Consider the following 16,643-nt stretch of genomic DNA (forward strand, 5'->3'; position numbering starts at 1 on the left):
CGTTGCCGCGCGGCGTCGAGCGCCGGCGGTTGAAAGATCTGGCGCAGAGAGCGCAGACCGGCTGTGAGCATCCCGAGCCGGACAGCGTCAAGACCGCAGTCTCGGCCGCTGCCTTCACATTACGGTTTCGCCGGCGCGTCCGGCCGGTTCGGATCCGTGAGCTGGATGGTCCAGCTCTTCTGCTCGCCGGTGTCGACTTCGAAGAAGCCGTTGCGGTCGTAACCGCGGGCGAGACAATCCTCGATGCCGCGAATCGTGAACTCCGAATCGCGGGTGCACATCAGTGAACGGCCGCTCCACTCGCCGCCCCGCGTGTAGTCGACCGCGAAGACGTAGTAGAACCGCGCCGCCAGCGCGCCCTTGAGCAGCGTCTCGCAGGCCTTCGGCGCCAGGTCCCACCAGCCCTCCGTCACCCAGCCCTGGGGATCGCGGTAGCCGAGCGAGATTCCGACTTTGCTGGCGGTCTGGTTGCACAGGCGCAGGTCCGCCTTGGCGGGGCTCGCGCCGAGGAGCGCGAGGCCGAGGACCGTGACTGCCGGGAGGAGCTGAGCCGCCGAGACGCGAGACCTAGTTGACGAGGATGATGCGGCAGTCGTTGACATTGGTACAGGTCGGACCGGGGTTCACGAGATCGCCGAGGGCCGCGAAGAAGGCGGTGGAGTCGTTCTGCTCCAGCATCGCGGCCGGGTCGAGGCCGGCGGCCCGGGCCCGCTCGAGGGTCGTGGGGTCGACGAGGCCGCCCGCCGGGTCGGTGGCGAGGCCGCGCCCACCGTCGGTCCCGTCGGTGTCGGCGCTGATGCCGAAGATGCCGGGCTCGCCGTCGAGCGCGACCGCCAGCGCCAGGGCGTATTCCTGGTTCGGACCGCCGTGGCCCTCGCCGCGGATGGTGACGGTGAGCTCGCCGCCGGAGATCAGCGCGACGCGCTTGCCGGCCGCCTTGTGGCGCTTGGCCTTCGCCGCGTGCTCGGCCGCGACCTCGCGGGCTTCGCCCTCCAGGTCGGCGCCCAGCAGGATCGGCTCGTAGCCGGCCGCGCGGGCCGCCTCGGCGGCGGCGTTCAGGGCGTCGATCGGCCGGGCGATGATGCGGTACTCGGCGCGGGCGAAGGCGGGATCGCCGGCCTTCGGCGTCTCGTTGTTGGGGTCGTTCAGGAGGCGCACCGCCTCCTCGGGCAGTGGGATGCCGCGCTTCTCGCAGATGGCCCGGGCGTCGGCCAGGGTCGAGGGATCGGGCACGGTCGGCCCGGAGGCGATCACCGCCGGATCGTCGAACGGCACGTCGGAGATCGCCAGGGTCAGGACGCGCCGGGCGTTGCGGGCCGCGAGGGCGAGCCGGCCGCCCTTGATCCGCGAGATGTGCTTGCGCACCGTGTTGATCTCGCCGATCGGCGCGCCGGAACGGAGCATCGCCCGGGTGATCGCCTGCTTCTCGATGAGCGTCAGGTCGCCGGCGGGGGCGATCCAGTTGGCCGATCCGCCGCCCGAGAGCAGCACCAGCACCTCGTCGTCCGGCCCGGCCTCGGTGGCGAGCCGCAGCGCTTCCCGGGTCGCCGAGATGCCGGCCTCGTCGGGGACCGGGTGTCCCGCCTCGACCATGTGGATGCCCGGCGCTTCCTGCCCGTAGCCGTGGCGCGCCACCGCGAGGCCGACGATCCTGTCGTCACCGAGCCCGTGCTTCTGGCGGTAGAAGCGGCTCGCCACGGCGCTCATGCTGCCGGCGGCCTTGCCGGCGGCCAGGATGATCAGGCGACCCGGGCTCGGCTCCGGCAGGTGCGGCGGCAGGCAGAGATCCGGATGGGCAGCGCGGATCGCGGCCGCGAGGATCGAGTCGAGGAGCGCGCGCTGGTCCCGGGTGGCCGCATCGGTGACGGGCGGAACGGTCTCGGTCATGGCGTCGAACGGGCTCCTCTCTTGTTCGCGTCGCGCACTCCCCGCCCGTTTCTTGTCGGGGCGGCGGGCCCGTTTCTTGCCGTGAGCGCACGATCCTTGATAGGTGATCTGCCCGAGCGGCCGCGCGACGGCAAGCGCCATCGGCGCCCTCGCACAGATCTGAAGACCCTCTGAAGACCTCGGAGCCCCGTGACCCGTCCGGAGACAGAAGCGGCCGTCCCACCGGCGCATCCCTGCGAGATCATCCCCGGCGACCCCGCCTGCGGCCTCGTCATCGCCTGCGACCACGCCTCGAACTTCGTCCCGCCGGACATCGCGCTGGGCGTGCCGGCGTCGGAATATGCCCGGCACATCGCCTACGACATCGGCGCGGCGGCGGTGACGCGGAGCCTCGCCGCGCAGCTCGGCGCCCCGGCGATCCTGACGAACTTCTCCCGCCTCATCATCGACCCGAATCGCGGGCGCGCCGACCCGACCCTGGTCATGCGCCTGTCCGACGGCGCCGTCGTGCCGGGCAATGCCCGGATCGACGAGGCCGGCAAGCAGGCCCGGATCGCGCGCTTCTACGCGCCGTTCGACGCGGCCATCGACGACGCGATCGCCGCCGCCCAGGCCGCGGGCCGGCCGCCCGTGCTCCTGACCATGCACAGTTTCACGCCCTACTGGCGCAGGATCGCGCGGCCCTGGCAGGTCGGCATCCTCTACGACCGCGACGACCGCTTCGCGCGCCCGCTTATCCGCGCGCTGGAGGCCGATCCGGCCGGGCTCACCGTCGGCGACAACGAGCCCTACGGCGGCGGCCTGCCGGGCGACACGATCGACCGCCACGCCACCGCGCGCGGCCTCGCGAACGCCCTCGTGGAGATCCGCCAGGACCTGATCGCCGGCGCGGACGGGCAGGCGGAGTGGGCCGCGCGCTTCGCCCGCCTCCTGCGCCCGCTGCTCGCGGCTGGATCTCCGTCCGGCCGGTCCCGAAATCGGGAGCGGCCCGCCCGACCTGAAGAGAGTTGCGACCGATGAGCGAGATCGATCCCCGGACCCGGACGGAACTCGAGGCCGCGGTGTTCCGCCGCCTCGTCGCGCATCTGCGCGAGCGGACGGACGTGCAGAACATCGACCTGATGAACCTCGCGGGCTTCTGCCGGAACTGCCTGTCGAACTGGCTCAAGGACGCCGCCGACGGCGCGGGCGTGGCCCTGACCAAGGACGAGAGCCGCGAGGCGGTCTACGGGATGCCCTACGCCGAGTGGAAGGCGCGCTTCCAGACGGAGGCGAGTCCGGAGCAGCAGGCCGGCTTCGCGGCCGCGCAGCCCAAGGACCATTGAGGCTGCGCCCGCTCGGCGGCGAATCGGCTAAGCTTCCGGTAAGGCCGGCCCGTTAACCACGGGTCCAGGGCGCAACCGCGCCGTGCATTCGGGAGAGCCCCATGAACGCCCATTCGATGCCCACCGCCGCGCAGCGGCCCGGCGGCGACGTCTCGTCGGCCGAGGGCGTGGCCGCGGACGAGCTGAAGCAGTTCATCGAGCGCCTGGAGCGCCTCGAGGAGGAGAAGGCCGGCATCATGGGCGACATCAAGGAGGTGTTCGCCGAGCTGAAGGGCCGGGGCTTCGACGCGAAGGCCGTCCGGACGATCCTGCGCATCCGCAAGCAGGATCACAGCGAGCGCCAGGAGCAGGAGGCGATCCTCGAGCTGTACATGCAGGCCCTCGGCATGGCGTAGTCGGTTCAGGCAGAAGCCCGATTCATCCACACTGCGGCCAATGGCTGTGGTGTCGGGGGCCTCGACGGAGCCCTTCCGATAGCGCGCGCCTGCCCGGAGCCGTCCTCCGAGGCCCGCCGACGCGGGCACATCCTGATGAGGCGCGGGAGGGAACGGCTTCGACGCGCTCCGCCCCGGGGGCCCGGACGGCGCGACGCTCAGCGCGCGTCCGCGGCGGCCGAGAGGGCCGGCACGTCGAGGCCGAGGGTGCGGCCGGGATAACCGGCGGCGTCGAAGTACCGGGCCTCGCCCACCGTCTGGTAGGCGAGCACCGTGACGTGGCCGGCTGCATCCGGCTCTGAGCGAACCTCCGCACGGGCAAAGGTCGGCGTGCTGCCATTCGCCAGTGCCTCGGTCAGGACGCGTCCGACCCGTTGGCCCTTGCCGGGAATCGTCAGGCCCAGGAGCTGGGCGATCGTCTTGCCGAGGTCGGCGTTGCTCGCCGGGACCGGGCTCCGCAGGCCGGCCCGGAAGCTCGGCCCCATCGCGCCCATGACGTTGCGGGTGTCGGCGCGCGAGAAGCTGCCGTGCATGCCCTGCCCCTGCTGAAGCCCGGTATCGGAGACCTCGACGCCGCAGGTGGTCGGATCGGCGCAGCCGGTGGAGAAGCTCCGGAAGTTGACCACGATGGCCGGCATCGGCGTCAGCGCCGACCCGTCGAGGGCGATCGCCGAGAGTGGCAGCGTCCCCGGGATCGGGCCGAGAGCCGCGCTGACGAACAGGCCACTCACGTAATCCTGCCGGGACAGCGCCTCGACCACGCGCCGCGCCAGCGTCCGGTCGCCCTCCGGCAGGTAGACCAGATCCGAGCCGCCGTTGGCGGCGATCACGACCGCCGGCTTCGCCGGATCCGCACCGATCAGGCCGTTGGCCCGGCTCGGGAAGGCGTCGGGCCCGAGCTTGGCACCCTTGGCGTCCGGATCGAACAGGCCGAGACCGAGATCGTGCGCGAGGTCGACGGCGAGGAAGCCCGGCGGAAGCTGGCCCTTGGGGACGCCGGGATAGCTCTGCGACGCGGCGAAGCTGGTCGCGCTCTCCTTCGAGATCGTCGAGAAGCCGTGATCGGAGGTGACGATCACGTCGGTGCTCTCCGCGAGGCCCTGCGCCTTCAGCGCGCCGAGCAGCGCGGCCAGGTTGGAATCCGCGTTGCGGATCGCAGCCAAACTCGTCGGTCCGTTGATCCCCGGCACCAGCCGCCCGAGACTGTCGCCCTGATTGTGCTGCGTCCCGTCGGGATCGCGCGACCAGTAGACGAGCACGAACGGCTTACCGCGCGCCTTGAACAGCGGCAGGACCGCCTTAGTCGCCACGTCGGTGAAGTAGGCCTGCTGGTCGACGTTGGCGGCGAGCGTCCCGGGCACCTCGGCGGTGCCGGACTGGCCGTTGGCGCCCCGCGTCGGCGCCTGCAGGGGCAGGCCGGCCGCCTGCAGGCGCGCGCGGAGTTCGTCGCCGAGCGGGATGCCGCCGGGCCGCCCCGTGCTGTCGTCGACCAGGACACTCTCCTGCCCGGAGCGCGCCGTGTGGTCGAAGACCAGCGCGGGCCCGAGCTTCCCGACGCTGGCCGTGGAGAGGCCCTGGGCGTGCGCCGCCCGAAGGATCGTCTCCTCGTTGAGGTAGTTGCCGGCAAAATGGGCGTCGACGTCGCCCAGGACTGGGTCGTTCTCGAGGAACGGCGTGAGGCTCTCGCCCGCCCCGGGGACCGGGAAGGCCGTGTAGATCGTGTTCCCGAACTGGCCGGTATCGCCCAGCATGTGGCCCGTCGCCATCGCGGTGGCGTTCGGCATGGTGAAGGTCGGGAACAGGGAGTGGGTGTTGGTGAACCGCACCCCGGCCTTCATCAGGCCGTCCATGGCCGGCGCGGTCGCGGCGCTCACCAGCCCGTCGCGCAGCCCGTCGGCGACGAACAGCACGACGTTGCGGGATTGCGGCTCGGCCCGGGCCGGTCCGGCGATGCTCAGACCGACGAGGCAGGAAACGAGGGCGCGCCGCATACCGAATCTCCGTGTGATCCGGTCCGCGGCGTGAGCCCGAACGATGACAAGCGCGTGACGGATCCCAGGAATCGTGTCCCAGGGATCCGACGGGAGGCTCCCCCCTCCCGGCGGGAGGGGGGCATGTCTCAGGCCGCGCGCTTGGCGCGGTTCAGCAGCTTCCGGTTGACCAGCACCTCGGCGATTTGCACCGCGTTGAGGGCGGCGCCCTTGCGGAGGTTGTCCGAGACGCACCAGAAGTTCAGGCCGTTCTCCACCGTCGCGTCCTCGCGGATGCGCGAGATGTAGGTCGCGTCCTCGCCGGCCGCCTCGTGGGGGGTCATGTAGCCGCCGTTCTCGCGCTTATCGATCACCAGCACGCCGGGGGCAGCGCGCAGGATCTCGGTGGCCTTCTCGGCCGTGAGCGGCTGCTCGAACTCGATGTTCACCGATTCCGCGTGACCGATGAAGACCGGGACGCGGACAGCGGTCGCCGTCAGCTTGATCTTCGGGTCGAGCATCTTCTTGGTCTCGGCGACCATCTTCCACTCTTCCTTCGTGTAGCCATCCTCCATGAACACGTCGATGTGGGGGATGACGTTGAAGGCGATGCGCTTTGTGAACTTGCCGCCCTGCTTGATCTCGCCGGCGGTGAACACGGCGCGGGTCTGGTTGAACAGCTCGTCCATCGCCTCCTTGCCGGCGCCCGATACCGACTGGTAGGTCGAGACGACCACGCGCTTGATCGTGGCCGCCTCGTGGAGGGGCTTGAGCGCGACGACCAGCTGCGCGGTCGAGCAGTTCGGGTTGGCGATGATGTTGCGCTTGGTGAAGCCCACCACCGCGTCGGCATTCACCTCGGGCACGATCAGCGGCACGTCGGCGTCGTAGCGGAACGCCGACGAGTTATCGATGACCACGCAGCCCTGCTGGCCGATGCGGGGCGACCACTCCTTCGACGCCTCGCCGCCGGCCGACATCAGGCAGATGTCGGTGTCGGCGAAATCGTACGTGTCCAGCGTTTTGACCTTGAGCGTCTTGTCGCCGTAGGAGACTTCCTGACCCTGGCTGCGGCGCGAGGCCAGCGCCACGACCTCGTCGGCGGGGAAAGCCCGCTCGGCCAGGATATCGAGCATCTCGCGGCCCACGTTGCCCGTGGCGCCGACGACGGCGACCTTGTAACCCATCTCTCGTCTCCGCGCGGAAAACCCCGACCGATCCGGGTGCCGCGCCTGTGCCAGTACAAGCGGCCGAAGGATCGTTCGTGCCGGACGCGCCCGCCAAACGGGCGCGGCCGCAGACCCCGTCCTCCGCGGAGGTGGGGGCGACGGCCGGGTCGAGCAAGGCGCGCAAGGGCGCGCGCTGTCAAGGCCGCCGACGGCGCAACCCTCGATTCACCCTGCCTCCGGAAACCCGGTGATGGCCTCGGGCCGGCAGGGGGAATTCAATCCTTCGGCGCGACGCTGGCGACTACCCCGCGGCCTCCCGCCGCCACGGAGCACGCCCCTGAGCGGAACAGCGCCCCTCGTCGATCGGATCGGGCTCGGCGTGCCGGGCGAACGGGCCGCGCGCGCGGCTGACGCCCCGGTCTCCCCGGGATCTCTCGGCCTGCGCATCGTCCTCGCCGCGGCGGCGATTGCCCTGCTGTGGGCCCTCCCCCGCTGGCCCGGCGAGGCCCCGGCCTCGGCGCCCNCGGCGGCCGCGGAGACCGCCTTCGTCCCGTCGGTCCAGGCCTCTCCGGCGCCACCCGCGGCCTCGGTCGCACAGTTCAACCTCGCGGAACCCGGGCTCGATCCGGTGCGCGTGTCCGCCCGCGTCGATCCGCGGACCGGGCTGCGCGAGGACACCCTCGTCCAGGGCGACGTCGCGGCGATCGAGGCGCCGGCGCTGCGGATCCAGCTCACCCGCGGGCCCCGCTCCGGCGCACCGCCGGCGCTCTTCGTCGTCATGGCCCGGCGCGCCGCGAACGGTCCGGCCCTCGACCGGCCGGCCCTGGCGGTGGCCCGGACCGGCGCCCGCGACCAGATCCGCACCAAGTTCGGTGCGGTCGAGACCCTGGAGGTGACCTTCGCGGGCCCCGCGCAGCGGACCTGCACCGGCTTCGTCACCCGCGACACGGCTTTCCAGCTCGACGGATGGCTCTGCGCGCCCCTCGCGCGCCCGCCGGAGCCGCAGGCCCTCGGCTGCATGCTCGACGCGCTGAGCCTCGTCGACCTCGCCGATGTCGCCACGACGGCGGCCTTCTCGGTCGCGCCCGATCCGGCGGGCGCGTGCCCGGCATCGGCCGGGACAGCGCCTCCGGGAGGGGTCGGATCGTTAATCCGGCGGCCGCAAAATAAAAAATGAGGCCGGAGTGTGGCAAAACGCACAAGCTCAGCCATAAGGACGGAACAACAGCCTCGCCCAAGCGTCTTATCGTCAAAGGCGGCGAACTGTTAAGCTTCGGTCGCCATACTGATGGCACTCAAGGACAAGGTTGGCCATGCGCTCGCTCAAGATCGCCCTTCTCGGCGTCGTCGCCGCCACCGGCCTCGGCGCCCTGGCCTCCGCGCCGGCCCAGGCTCAGGATGGCTACGTCTCCGGCCCGATCTACCGGGTCAGCCGGCCGCTCCCGATCCGCGTGCGCCCGCGCAGCTGGCTCGACGCCGGCAACGTGCCGCTGACCTCGAACGTTCCGGGCGCCGGCGGCTCGCGCAACCCGGCCCTGAATCCGTACCTGATCGCGGCTTCGAACCAGCTGACCCCGCCCTACGGCCCGACGGACCGGTTCGGTCGCGGCATCCTGCCGGACCCGATCACCAACGGGCCGTTCATCGGCGCCCGCTCGTCGGCGATCCGCAACGTCGACCTCTCCTTCGTCGACCGGCTGGATCCGACCTCGCCGCTCTACGGCCGCCCCTACTGAGGCGGCCCGTCAGGCAGCATGATGATCGCGAAGCGCGGGTCCTCGGGCCCGCGTTTTTCGTTGGCGGATCTGCCTGGTCACGCCTTCACCGAGGCCGGATATCCTGTATGCCAAGTGCCGCGGGAGCGCGTGGGCTGCCGAGGCCGGGAACTGTGCCATGAAGCCGTTCGACTGGGTGACCGGGTATCCGTCGCTGCGGATGCCGATGTTCGGGCGCAACTGCGTGGCGACCTCGCACGCGCTGGCGGCACAGGCCGGCATCCAGATGCTCCAGGCCGGCGGCAACGCGGTCGACGCCGCGATCGCCACGGCGGCGGCCAAGACCGTCACCGAGCCGTGCAGCAACGGCCTCGGCTCCGACGCCTTCTGCATCCTGTGGGACGGGAAGGCGCTTCACGGCCTCAACGCCTCGGGCGGCGCCCCGGCTGCCTGGAGCCGGGACTACTTCCTGACGAAGTACGGCGCCGCCGAGCGGCCGCCGATGCGCGGCTGGGATTCGGTCACCGTTCCGGGCGCGGTGGCCGCCTGGGCGGCGCTGAGCGAGCGCTTCGGCCGGCTCCCCTTCGCCGACCTGATGCAGCCCGCGATCCGCATCGCCGAGCGCGGGTACCTCGCGCCGGTCGTGGTCCAGCAGAAATGGGCCGCCGCCGCGCGGATCGACGCGATCACCCGCCAGCCGGGCTTCTCGGAGTTCTTCCTGCCGCGGGGTCGGGCGCCAGATGTCGGCGAGCTCGTGACTTTTCCGGGGGCCGAAAAGACCCTGCGGCTGATCGGCGAGACCAAGGGCGAGGCCTTCTACCGGGGTGAGATCGCCGAGGCGATCGCCGCGCACGCGCGGGCCAACGGCGGCGCCATGACGGCCGCCGACCTCGCGGCGTTCCGCCCCGAATGGGTGACGCCGACGGCGAAGGACTATCACGGCTACACGCTGCACGAGATCCCGCCGAACGGCCAGGGCATCGCGGCGCAGATCGCGCTCGGCCTCCTCGAGCAGTTCGACGTCGGCGGCCTGCCGGTGGACGGGCCGGAGGCGCAGCACCTGCAGATCGAGGCGATGAAGCTCGCCTTCAGCGACACCTACCGGTACGTCGCCGACCCGCGTGGGATGGAGGTGACGCCGGAGGCCATGCTCGATCCCGCCTACCTCGCGGAGCGGGCCAAGCTGATCGACCGGAACCGCGCGCAGGTCTTCGGCCCGGGCAAGCCGCCCGCTGGCGGCACGATCTATCTCACCGCGGCCGACGAATCCGGCATGATGGTCAGCTTCATCCAGTCGAACTTCATGGGCTTCGGCTCGGGCGTCGTCGTCCCGGGCTGGGGCATCTCCCTGCAGAACCGCGGCTACGGGTTCGTGCTGGATGCGGAGAGCCCCAACGTGGTGGCGCCCGGCAAGCGCCCGTTCCACACGATCATCCCGGGCTTCCTCACGAAGGACGGCGCGCCCGTGATGAGCTTCGGCGTGATGGGCGGCAACATGCAGCCGCAGGGGCACGTGCAGACCCTGGTGCGGATGATCGACCACGGTCAGAATCCGCAGGCGGCCTGCGACGCGCCGCGCTGGCGGGTGAACGAGGGCCTCGACATCAACGTCGAGGCGGCGATGCCGGGGGCGACCCTGGAGCGACTGAAGGCCCTCGGCCACAGGCTCGAAGTGATCGAGGACAGCTACCAGGATTTCGGCGCCGGCCAGTTCATCTGGCGGATGGGCGATCCGGCCGTCGAGGGCTACGTGGCGGCGAGCGACCCGCGCCGCGACGGGCAGGCCGCCGTCTGGTGAGCGGCTACTTCACCTGAAGGCTGTCCACCACTTGGCGGAACTTGGCGAGGACGCCGTCGCGCTGGTCCTGCCGCACGACGCCGAGGGCGCGGACGTAGCCGTCCGGTGCGAACCGGATGGTCTGCATCACGACCACCGGCTGGTTGGTCGGCTGATCGAGAGCGCGGGCCACGATCTCGTGCCAGTCGACGCCGTTCGAGCGGTAGCTCTGTGCCCGCTCGATGACGAAGTCCTTCAGCGTCTGGTTGGACGCCAGGGCGGCGCGGGCGAAGCCGTCTCGCTGCTCGGCCCCGGGCGGCTGCTGCACGGCCTGCGCGAGGACGAGGATCGGCTGTTCCAGATTCTGCATCTGGTCCTTCGGGCCGCTGGTGAGGAGGACCGAGTTGCCGGCCATCACCCGCACCGGCCGGAAGCCCGCCATGTCGGCGATGCGGAAGGGCAGCGCGTCGACCTGCTGGGTCAGCGACAGGGCCGGCCGGAGGGTGACGCCGGTCACCATCCTGCGCATCGAGGCCTCGGTCTCGGCGTCGGGCAGCGCCTGGGCGATGATCAGCCCGGTCACGGTCGGTGTGCCAACCACGAGGATCCACTTCCGGATCGCCGGCGCGGACGAGCCGGGATCGGCGGGCTGCTCACCGGTGTAGAGCATGCCCTCGTTGTCGCCGATCTTGACCTCCTCGCGCTTCTCGACCGCGAAGCCTTGGCTCAGCAGGTTGGCATCGGTGAAGCCGCTGACGAGCTCCGCGAAGGCGTTCGCGGGCAATTCGACGACCGACACGGTCGCGCCACCCTCTTTCCGCTCGAAGCCCGAGAAGCGCCGCGACAGCGACATGTCGGCGGGCGGGTCGAAGCCGAAGCGCGAGCCCGCGGGATAGACGGGATCGCCGGCCCGGGCGGCCGAGCCGAGGCTGGCCGCCAGCGCGGCTGCGCACAGAACCCGTCCGAGACGCAGCGTCAGGTTGCGCATCCGCATCGAAAACCGGTTCTCCTGGTGGACCCAACTTTGGGTTAGTCCGCACCCGATGGGTCTGCCGGGCGACCTGTTCTGTCAAGCCGGCAACGCGGCGCGCCTGCGTTCACGATGAAGGGAAGGCGCGAGCGCGGCGGCGGCGCCGATCCCGACGCCGTAGGCGAGGAGATTCCACGGCGAGAAGATGGAGCCGAGGAGGAGCTGACCCGGCAGGGTCGTCCGGAAGGCGTCGAGGGCCGGCGTGTGGACGAGCCGGCTGCTCTCGATGAGCGCGGCGGCCGCGAAGGCGGCGATCAGGCAGGAGCGCAGGCCCCAGCTGCCGGGTCGCAGGGCCGCGACCAGAAAGAACAGCATCGCCCCCACAGGATCCCGCCGCCGTAATGGTGGATCGCGAGCGGCAGGCCCCAGTGCGGCACGCGCAGCAGCAGGCCGAGGGCGATCACCGCGGCCGCGACGCCGAGATGGGTCGCGCGGACCATCGGCAGCTCCCGACGCGCGGGCGCGGCCGGCACGGCCGGCCAGGTCGCGATGCCGTTCACCCGCGCGACCAGCGTGTAGGACACGATCATCAGCAGGAACCAAGACGAGAGCTTGGCCACCGGGACGATGGACCATTGCTGCCGCTGGTTCGGGTAGAACCACGTGCCGGACAGCGTGCCGAGATTCTCGGCGAACCAGATGAACAGCGCGACGAGCAGCAGGCCCAGCAGGAGCGGCATGGTGCGGTGCTCCCGCCAGACCTTGAAGTACACGGTCGCGGGGGCGAAGGCCGCGACCGCGACCGCGATGAGTCCGAAACGCAGGTCGATGCCGCGATGATCGATGAGGAAATTGACGTAGATCGCCACCGACAGGACGGCGAGCAGGCGCAGGCTCGGGTGCCGCGTGAACCGGAAATCGAACAGGCGCCAGACGCGGGCGAGATAGCTGCCGACCGCCGCGTACATGAAGCCCGTGAACAGCGGGACGCCGCCGAGCCGGAACAGATTCGCCTCCGGGTAGACCCAGCTGCCGATCGCGGTCTTGTGGATCTCCATGGCCGTGCCGATGACGTGGAAGACCAGGATCACCCGGGCCTCCGACCACGTCTCCATCCGCAGCCGCAGCATCGCGACCTGGAGCACCAGGGCGGCGAGGAACAGCACGTCGTACCGGGCGATGGGCGCCGAGGCCGGCCAGACGAGGCGCGTGCCGAGCATGAGCGCCAGGAGCAGGCCGCCGAACAGGCAGGCCCAGCCCTGCTTGAGCCCGAACCGCACGAACTCGTAGAGCCCGGCCGTGACGCGCCCGCGCGCCAGGGCCGCTTCCTGGAGGCGGGCTTCGGCCGCGACGAAGCCGGCGAGCGCCGGCCACTGCGCCGCCGCGCTGACGCCGCCGCTCGGGATCGCGGACGGTATGACGGGCAGCTCCTTCTCCCGATCCTGCTCGCGCGTCATGGCGTGGCGGGCACCGTGACGCGTCTCAGGGTGAGATTGCAGCGCCCCCCCGGCGGCAGGAACGCGGGCCCGTCCGCAGCTTCCAGCAGGTCGCCGTCCGGATAGAGCCGGTCGATGCCGTGGAAGACGAGCCGCGAGGCGCCACCCATCACCAGTGCGTCGCCGGCCTGCAGCCGGATCGAGCGGGTCGGGTCAGACCGTCTCAGGCCACCGTAGCGGAACAGGGCCGCCGCGCCGAGGGACAGCGACACGACCGGCGCGGCGAGATCCGCCTCATCGCGATCTTGGTGGAGGCCCATGCGGGTGCCCGGCGCGTAAAGGTTGATGAGGCAGGCTTCCGGCGGCGCCGGATAGGCCGCGAGCGCCGCCCAGGCCGCGCGGGCGGTCGGCGGCAGAGCCGGCCAGTTCCGACCGGTCTCGGGATGGTCCGGCTGGTAGCAGTAGCCCGCGACGTCCGAGACCCACCCGAGGGGGCCGGCATTCGACATCCGCACCGAGAACGGCTTGCCGGTGCGGGGCATGCGCGGCGTGACGGGGGGCGCCTCGGCGAGGACCGCGGCGATCTCGGCGGTGAGCTGCGCGCGGGCCGCCGCGTCGAGGAAGCCGGGGTGATGGATCAGGCCGGGAGCGAGTTCGATCGCCACTCAGCGGTCCGCTTTGACGACCTGCTCCAGCACGGTCTTCGACGCGACCGTGGTGTCGGCGTTCAGGCGGTAGACCAGCGGCACGCCGGTCCGGATCTGGAGATCGGGCACCTGCGCCTCGGTCAGGCCGTCGAGGACCATCACCAGCGCGCGCAGCGAGTTGCCGTGGGCCGCCACCAGGACCCGCTGGCCGGCCATAACGCGCGGCAGGATGGTCGCGACGTAGCAGGGCAGAACCCGCGCGGCCGTGTCCTTCAGGCTCTCGCCGCCGGGCGGCCGCACGTCGTAGCCCCGGCGCCAAGCGTGGACCTGCGCGTCGCCCCAGCGGGCGCGGGCCTCGTCCTTGTTGAGACCGGAGAGGTCACCGTAATCGCGCTCGTTCAGGGCGCGCTCGCGCAGGACCGGGATCGCGGACAGGCCCATCTCCTCGAGGACCAGCGCGCAGGTGCGCTGCGCCCGGATCAGCTCGGAGGTGAAGGCGACGTCGAAGCCGTAGCCGTCCCGCTTCAGCCCGCGTCCGGCCGCCCGCGCCTCGGCGACGCCGCGCTCGGTCAGGTCCGGGTCGCGCCAGCCGGTGAACAGGTTCTGGAGGTTCCACTCGCTCTGACCGTGCCGGACGAGGACGAGCAGCCGCTCCGTCGAGGCCGCGCCGCCAATCATAGGCCGAGCACGTCGGCCATGGTGTAGAGGCCCGGGGGCTTGGGATGCGCCCAGAGCGCGGCCTTGACGGCGCCCGTCGCGAACAGGCCCCGGTCGGCGGCGTGGTGGCTGATCGTCAGGCTCTCGCCGGTGCCGGCGAAGATCACACTGTGGTCGCCGACGACGCTGCCGCCGCGGAGTGTTGCGAAACCGATATCGCCGGGCCGGCGGGCGCCGGTATGCCCGTCCCGGGTCGACACCCGGACCGCCTTCAGGTCGACGCCGCGGCCCTCCGCGGCGGCCTCGCCGAGCATCAGCGCGGTGCCGGAGGGAGCGTCCACCTTCATGCGGTGGTGCATCTCGGCGATCTCGATGTCGAACTCGTCGCCGAGGGCCTTGGCGACCCGGCGGACGAGGGCGGCCATCAGGTTGATGCCGAGCGACATGTTGCCCGACTGCACGATGCGGGCGTGGTACGAGGCCGCCTTCAGCTTGGCGAAGTCGTCCTCCGACAGGCCGGTCGTGCCGACGACGTGGACGATGCGCGCCTGGGCGGCGAGCTCGGCGAAGGCGATGGTGGCGGCCGGCGCGGTGAAGTCGAGGACGCCGTCGGCGGCCGCGAAGGCCGTGAGGGCGTCGTCGGTGACGGGCACGTCGAGGGGCGGCAGCCCGGCGAGGACGCCGGCGTCCTGCCCCAGCGCCGGTGAACCGTCGCGCTCGATCGCCGCGGAGAGCGTGCAGCCCTCGGCCTGAGCCACCGCGCGGATCAGCATCCGCCCCATGCGCCCGTCGGCGCCCACCACCACGAGCCGCATCCCGTTCCCCAGCTTGCCGTCTCACGCGCTCAGGGACCGGTCCGCGCCGGCCCCGCCCCTGACCGCTTGGCGATCCGGGCGCCCGCCCCGCCGCGCGGTCGGCGGGCGCCCGGGCACTCTCACTCCTTCTCGGGGGCGATCTGCTCGAGCCCGCCGATATGCTTCTGCGCGTAGAGCGGCAGGCCGATCTGCTTGATCAGCTCCAGCTGGGTCTCGAGGAAGTCGATGTGACCCTCCTCGTCCTCGGCCAGATCCTCGAAGAGGCGCTTCGACACGCGGTCGTTGATCGAGTCGCAGTACTTCGCGGCCTCGAGGTAGAGGCTCCGGGCCTCGTTCTCGGCGGCGAGATCGGACTCCAGGATCTCCTGGACGTTCTGACCGATCCGGAGCGGGTCGAGCTCCTGGAGGTTCGGGAACCCGTCGAGGAACAGGATCCGGTCGATGAACCGGTCGGCGTGGTTCATCTCCTCGATCGATTCCTTGCGCCAGAACTTCGCCAGCTCGACGTAGCCCCAGTCATTGAGCATGCGAAAATGCAGCCAGTACTGGCTGACGGCGGTCAGCTCGCTGCGCAGGCCGCGATTCAGATACTCGATGACCTTGGTGTCGCCCTTCATGCCCCCGTACTCCTTACCGTGCTCTCAGGCGGGGGGTAGAAGCATCAGGCCGCGACTCCCTCATCCGCACTTTGGAATTTCACCAAACTACAGGCGCTCGCGCAAGCCGTCGTGCAAGCATGGCTGCTCTCCGCCGCAGCGGCCTCGCCTAAGGCGGTCTGCATGATGGATCGGATGGTGCGGGCGCAGCGCCCGCATTTCGGGCTGCAGCCGAGACAGGCATAGACCTGCGCGGGCGTGCGCGGGCAGCCGGGTCCGGGCGCCAGGCAGCCTCGGACCGCGCCGTCCGACAAGACGTTACAAGAACAGACGATCATGCGCGCCGCAAATCCCGTCATCCCCGCGCCCGTCGTGGTCGTCGACGACCCTTCCGGATACACGCGCCAGTTTAGAAGAGTTGAAAAGTAGCTGGCTTTTCAATGTCTTAGTGGCCGCGGCGGACATGGCACCGTCGGCCGCGCGGGTCAAGGGCGCGCGGGTCAAGGGCGCGCGATCTGACTGCGCCCCAAGTGTCACGTCTAGGGGGCGCGTCAGGTCTGTCGGGTCGGGCCGTCAGCGGGCGAGCTCGCGCAGGCCCAGCCGGATCAGCACCTTCGCTTCGGCGCCCTCCCCCGCGCCCTTCAGCGCGGCCGCGATGGCGGCGGCGGCCTGGACCTGCGGGTAGCCGAGATTGACCAGGGCCGAGACGGCGTCCGCCACCGGCTGCGGGGCGGCGCCCTCCTCGACGGCGCCCGTCAGGGCGACCAGCGCGGGGTCGACGGGTGCGAAGGCCGGCGCCTTGTCCTTGAGCTCGGCGGCGAGCCGGGCGGCGAGGCGCGGCCCGACCCCCGGGGCCCGGCTGATCGAGCCCTTGTCGCCGGTGGCGATGGCGCTCGCCAGCGCCTCGGGCTCCAGCACCGAGAGCACGCCGAGCGCCACCCGCGCGCCGACGCCCTGGACGGTCTGGAGCAGGCGGAACCACTCCCGCTCGGCGTCCGAGCGGAAGCCGTAGAGGCGGATCATGTCCTCGCGGACGTGGGTCTCGATCGACAGTTCCGCGGGCTCGCCGACCTTGGGCATGCGCTGGAGGGTCCGCGCCGAGCAGTGGACGATGTAGCCGACACCCGACACGTCGAGGATCACGAAATCCTCGCCGAACGAGTCCACGACGCCCTTGAGCTTGCCAATCATGCCTTGCCTGCCGCTGCCTCGGCCTGCCTACAGAACCGCGTCGGCCTCCGCCAG

Annotated in this window: 18 protein-coding genes and 1 pseudogene; 6 read left to right on the top strand and 13 right to left on the bottom strand. The window is 71.2% G+C overall.

The annotated features are described in order from the left end of the window. Positions 1-119: 119 nt before the first annotated feature. Complete coding sequence (locus MMR14E_RS05990; RefSeq protein WP_331313275.1) at positions 120-602, bottom strand: DUF1036 domain-containing protein; 483 nt, start codon at positions 600-602, stop codon at positions 120-122. After that, positions 568-1,887, bottom strand: coding sequence for a glycerate kinase (locus tag MMR14E_RS05995; protein ID WP_331313276.1), 1,320 nt, complete (start codon positions 1,885-1,887; stop codon positions 568-570). Before MMR14E_RS05995 ends, MMR14E_RS05990 begins: the two co-directional genes overlap by 35 nt. 189 nt (positions 1,888-2,076) lie before the next feature. Here MMR14E_RS05995 and MMR14E_RS06000 point away from each other — a divergent pair, with 189 nt between their 5' ends. From MMR14E_RS06000 to MMR14E_RS06010, 3 genes are all read left to right on the top strand, one after another. Beyond that, entirely contained in the window at positions 2,077-2,907 is an 831-nt protein-coding gene (locus MMR14E_RS06000; protein ID WP_331313277.1) for an N-formylglutamate amidohydrolase, read from the top strand. Next, positions 2,904-3,212, top strand: a complete 309-nt coding sequence (locus tag MMR14E_RS06005) for a DUF1244 domain-containing protein (RefSeq protein WP_331313278.1) — start codon at positions 2,904-2,906, stop codon at positions 3,210-3,212. The genes MMR14E_RS06000 and MMR14E_RS06005 overlap by 4 nt, the downstream gene beginning before the upstream one ends. Before the next feature lie 116 nt (positions 3,213-3,328). Then, positions 3,329-3,607, top strand: coding sequence for a DUF2312 domain-containing protein (locus MMR14E_RS06010; RefSeq protein ID WP_026604676.1), 279 nt, complete (start codon positions 3,329-3,331; stop codon positions 3,605-3,607). Positions 3,608-3,804: 197 nt separating this feature from the next. On the opposite strand, the gene MMR14E_RS06015 is transcribed toward MMR14E_RS06010, so the two are convergent. Next, positions 3,805-5,637 carry an alkaline phosphatase family protein gene (locus MMR14E_RS06015; RefSeq protein WP_331313279.1) on the bottom strand — a complete coding sequence of 611 codons (1,833 nt, stop codon included), beginning with the start codon at positions 5,635-5,637 and terminating at the stop codon, positions 3,805-3,807. 128 nt (positions 5,638-5,765) lie between these two features. Continuing rightward, complete coding sequence (locus tag MMR14E_RS06020) at positions 5,766-6,803, bottom strand: aspartate-semialdehyde dehydrogenase (protein WP_331313280.1); 1,038 nt, start codon at positions 6,801-6,803, stop codon at positions 5,766-5,768. A gap of 361 nt (positions 6,804-7,164) precedes the next feature. Between MMR14E_RS06020 and MMR14E_RS06025 the strand changes: the two genes are divergently transcribed. The 3 genes from MMR14E_RS06025 (at position 7,165) to MMR14E_RS06035 (ending at position 10,298) form a co-directional block, all read left to right on the top strand. Next, entirely contained in the window at positions 7,165-7,962 is a 798-nt protein-coding gene (locus MMR14E_RS06025; protein WP_331313281.1) for a hypothetical protein, read from the top strand. Positions 7,963-8,098: 136 nt separating this feature from the next. Next, entirely contained in the window at positions 8,099-8,521 is a 423-nt protein-coding gene (locus MMR14E_RS06030) for a hypothetical protein (RefSeq protein WP_331313282.1), read from the top strand. Positions 8,522-8,678: 157 nt separating this feature from the next. Then, complete coding sequence (locus MMR14E_RS06035) at positions 8,679-10,298, top strand: gamma-glutamyltransferase family protein (RefSeq protein ID WP_331313283.1); 1,620 nt, start codon at positions 8,679-8,681, stop codon at positions 10,296-10,298. Between the two features lie 4 nt (positions 10,299-10,302). Here the strand turns inward: MMR14E_RS06035 and MMR14E_RS06040 are convergent, their stop codons facing one another. The 9 genes and pseudogenes from MMR14E_RS06040 to ruvA all read right to left on the bottom strand — a co-directional run bounded on the left by MMR14E_RS06040 (position 10,303) and on the right by ruvA (position 16,589). Then, a complete protein-coding gene (locus MMR14E_RS06040) occupies positions 10,303-11,271 on the bottom strand; it encodes a hypothetical protein (protein ID WP_331313284.1) in 969 nt (322 codons plus the stop codon). Between the two features lie 75 nt (positions 11,272-11,346). Further along, positions 11,347-11,622, bottom strand: coding sequence for a DUF2809 domain-containing protein (locus MMR14E_RS06045; protein ID WP_331313285.1), 276 nt, complete (start codon positions 11,620-11,622; stop codon positions 11,347-11,349). A gap of 137 nt (positions 11,623-11,759) precedes the next feature. Beyond that, positions 11,760-12,704, bottom strand: a pseudogene (locus MMR14E_RS06050) (DUF817 domain-containing protein); the annotation flags it as partial. Further along, positions 12,701-13,348: an alpha-ketoglutarate-dependent dioxygenase AlkB gene (locus MMR14E_RS06055; RefSeq protein WP_331313286.1), complete on the bottom strand. Its 648-nt coding sequence runs from the start codon at positions 13,346-13,348 to the stop codon at positions 12,701-12,703. The gene MMR14E_RS06055 and the pseudogene MMR14E_RS06050, both read right to left, overlap by 4 nt. Beyond that, positions 13,349-14,008 carry a 2,3-bisphosphoglycerate-dependent phosphoglycerate mutase gene (locus tag MMR14E_RS06060; RefSeq protein WP_331313287.1) on the bottom strand — a complete coding sequence of 220 codons (660 nt, stop codon included), beginning with the start codon at positions 14,006-14,008 and terminating at the stop codon, positions 13,349-13,351. After that, positions 14,005-14,802 carry a 4-hydroxy-tetrahydrodipicolinate reductase gene (gene dapB / locus MMR14E_RS06065; RefSeq protein WP_331313288.1) on the bottom strand — a complete coding sequence of 266 codons (798 nt, stop codon included), beginning with the start codon at positions 14,800-14,802 and terminating at the stop codon, positions 14,005-14,007. The genes MMR14E_RS06060 and dapB overlap by 4 nt, the downstream gene beginning before the upstream one ends. Before the next feature lie 119 nt (positions 14,803-14,921). Then, a complete protein-coding gene (gene bfr / locus MMR14E_RS06070; protein ID WP_012317139.1) occupies positions 14,922-15,419 on the bottom strand; it encodes a bacterioferritin in 498 nt (165 codons plus the stop codon). Positions 15,420-15,463: 44 nt separating this feature from the next. Further along, positions 15,464-15,736: a (2Fe-2S)-binding protein gene (locus MMR14E_RS06075; protein ID WP_331313395.1), complete on the bottom strand. Its 273-nt coding sequence runs from the start codon at positions 15,734-15,736 to the stop codon at positions 15,464-15,466. 235 nt (positions 15,737-15,971) lie between these two features. Continuing rightward, a complete protein-coding gene (ruvA, locus tag MMR14E_RS06080) occupies positions 15,972-16,589 on the bottom strand; it encodes a Holliday junction branch migration protein RuvA (RefSeq protein WP_331313289.1) in 618 nt (205 codons plus the stop codon). Positions 16,590-16,643: the final 54 nt, after the last annotated feature.

The sequence above is a fragment of the Methylobacterium mesophilicum genome (assembly GCF_036441335.1).
Taxonomy (GTDB): Bacteria; Pseudomonadota; Alphaproteobacteria; order Rhizobiales; family Beijerinckiaceae; genus Methylobacterium; species Methylobacterium mesophilicum_B.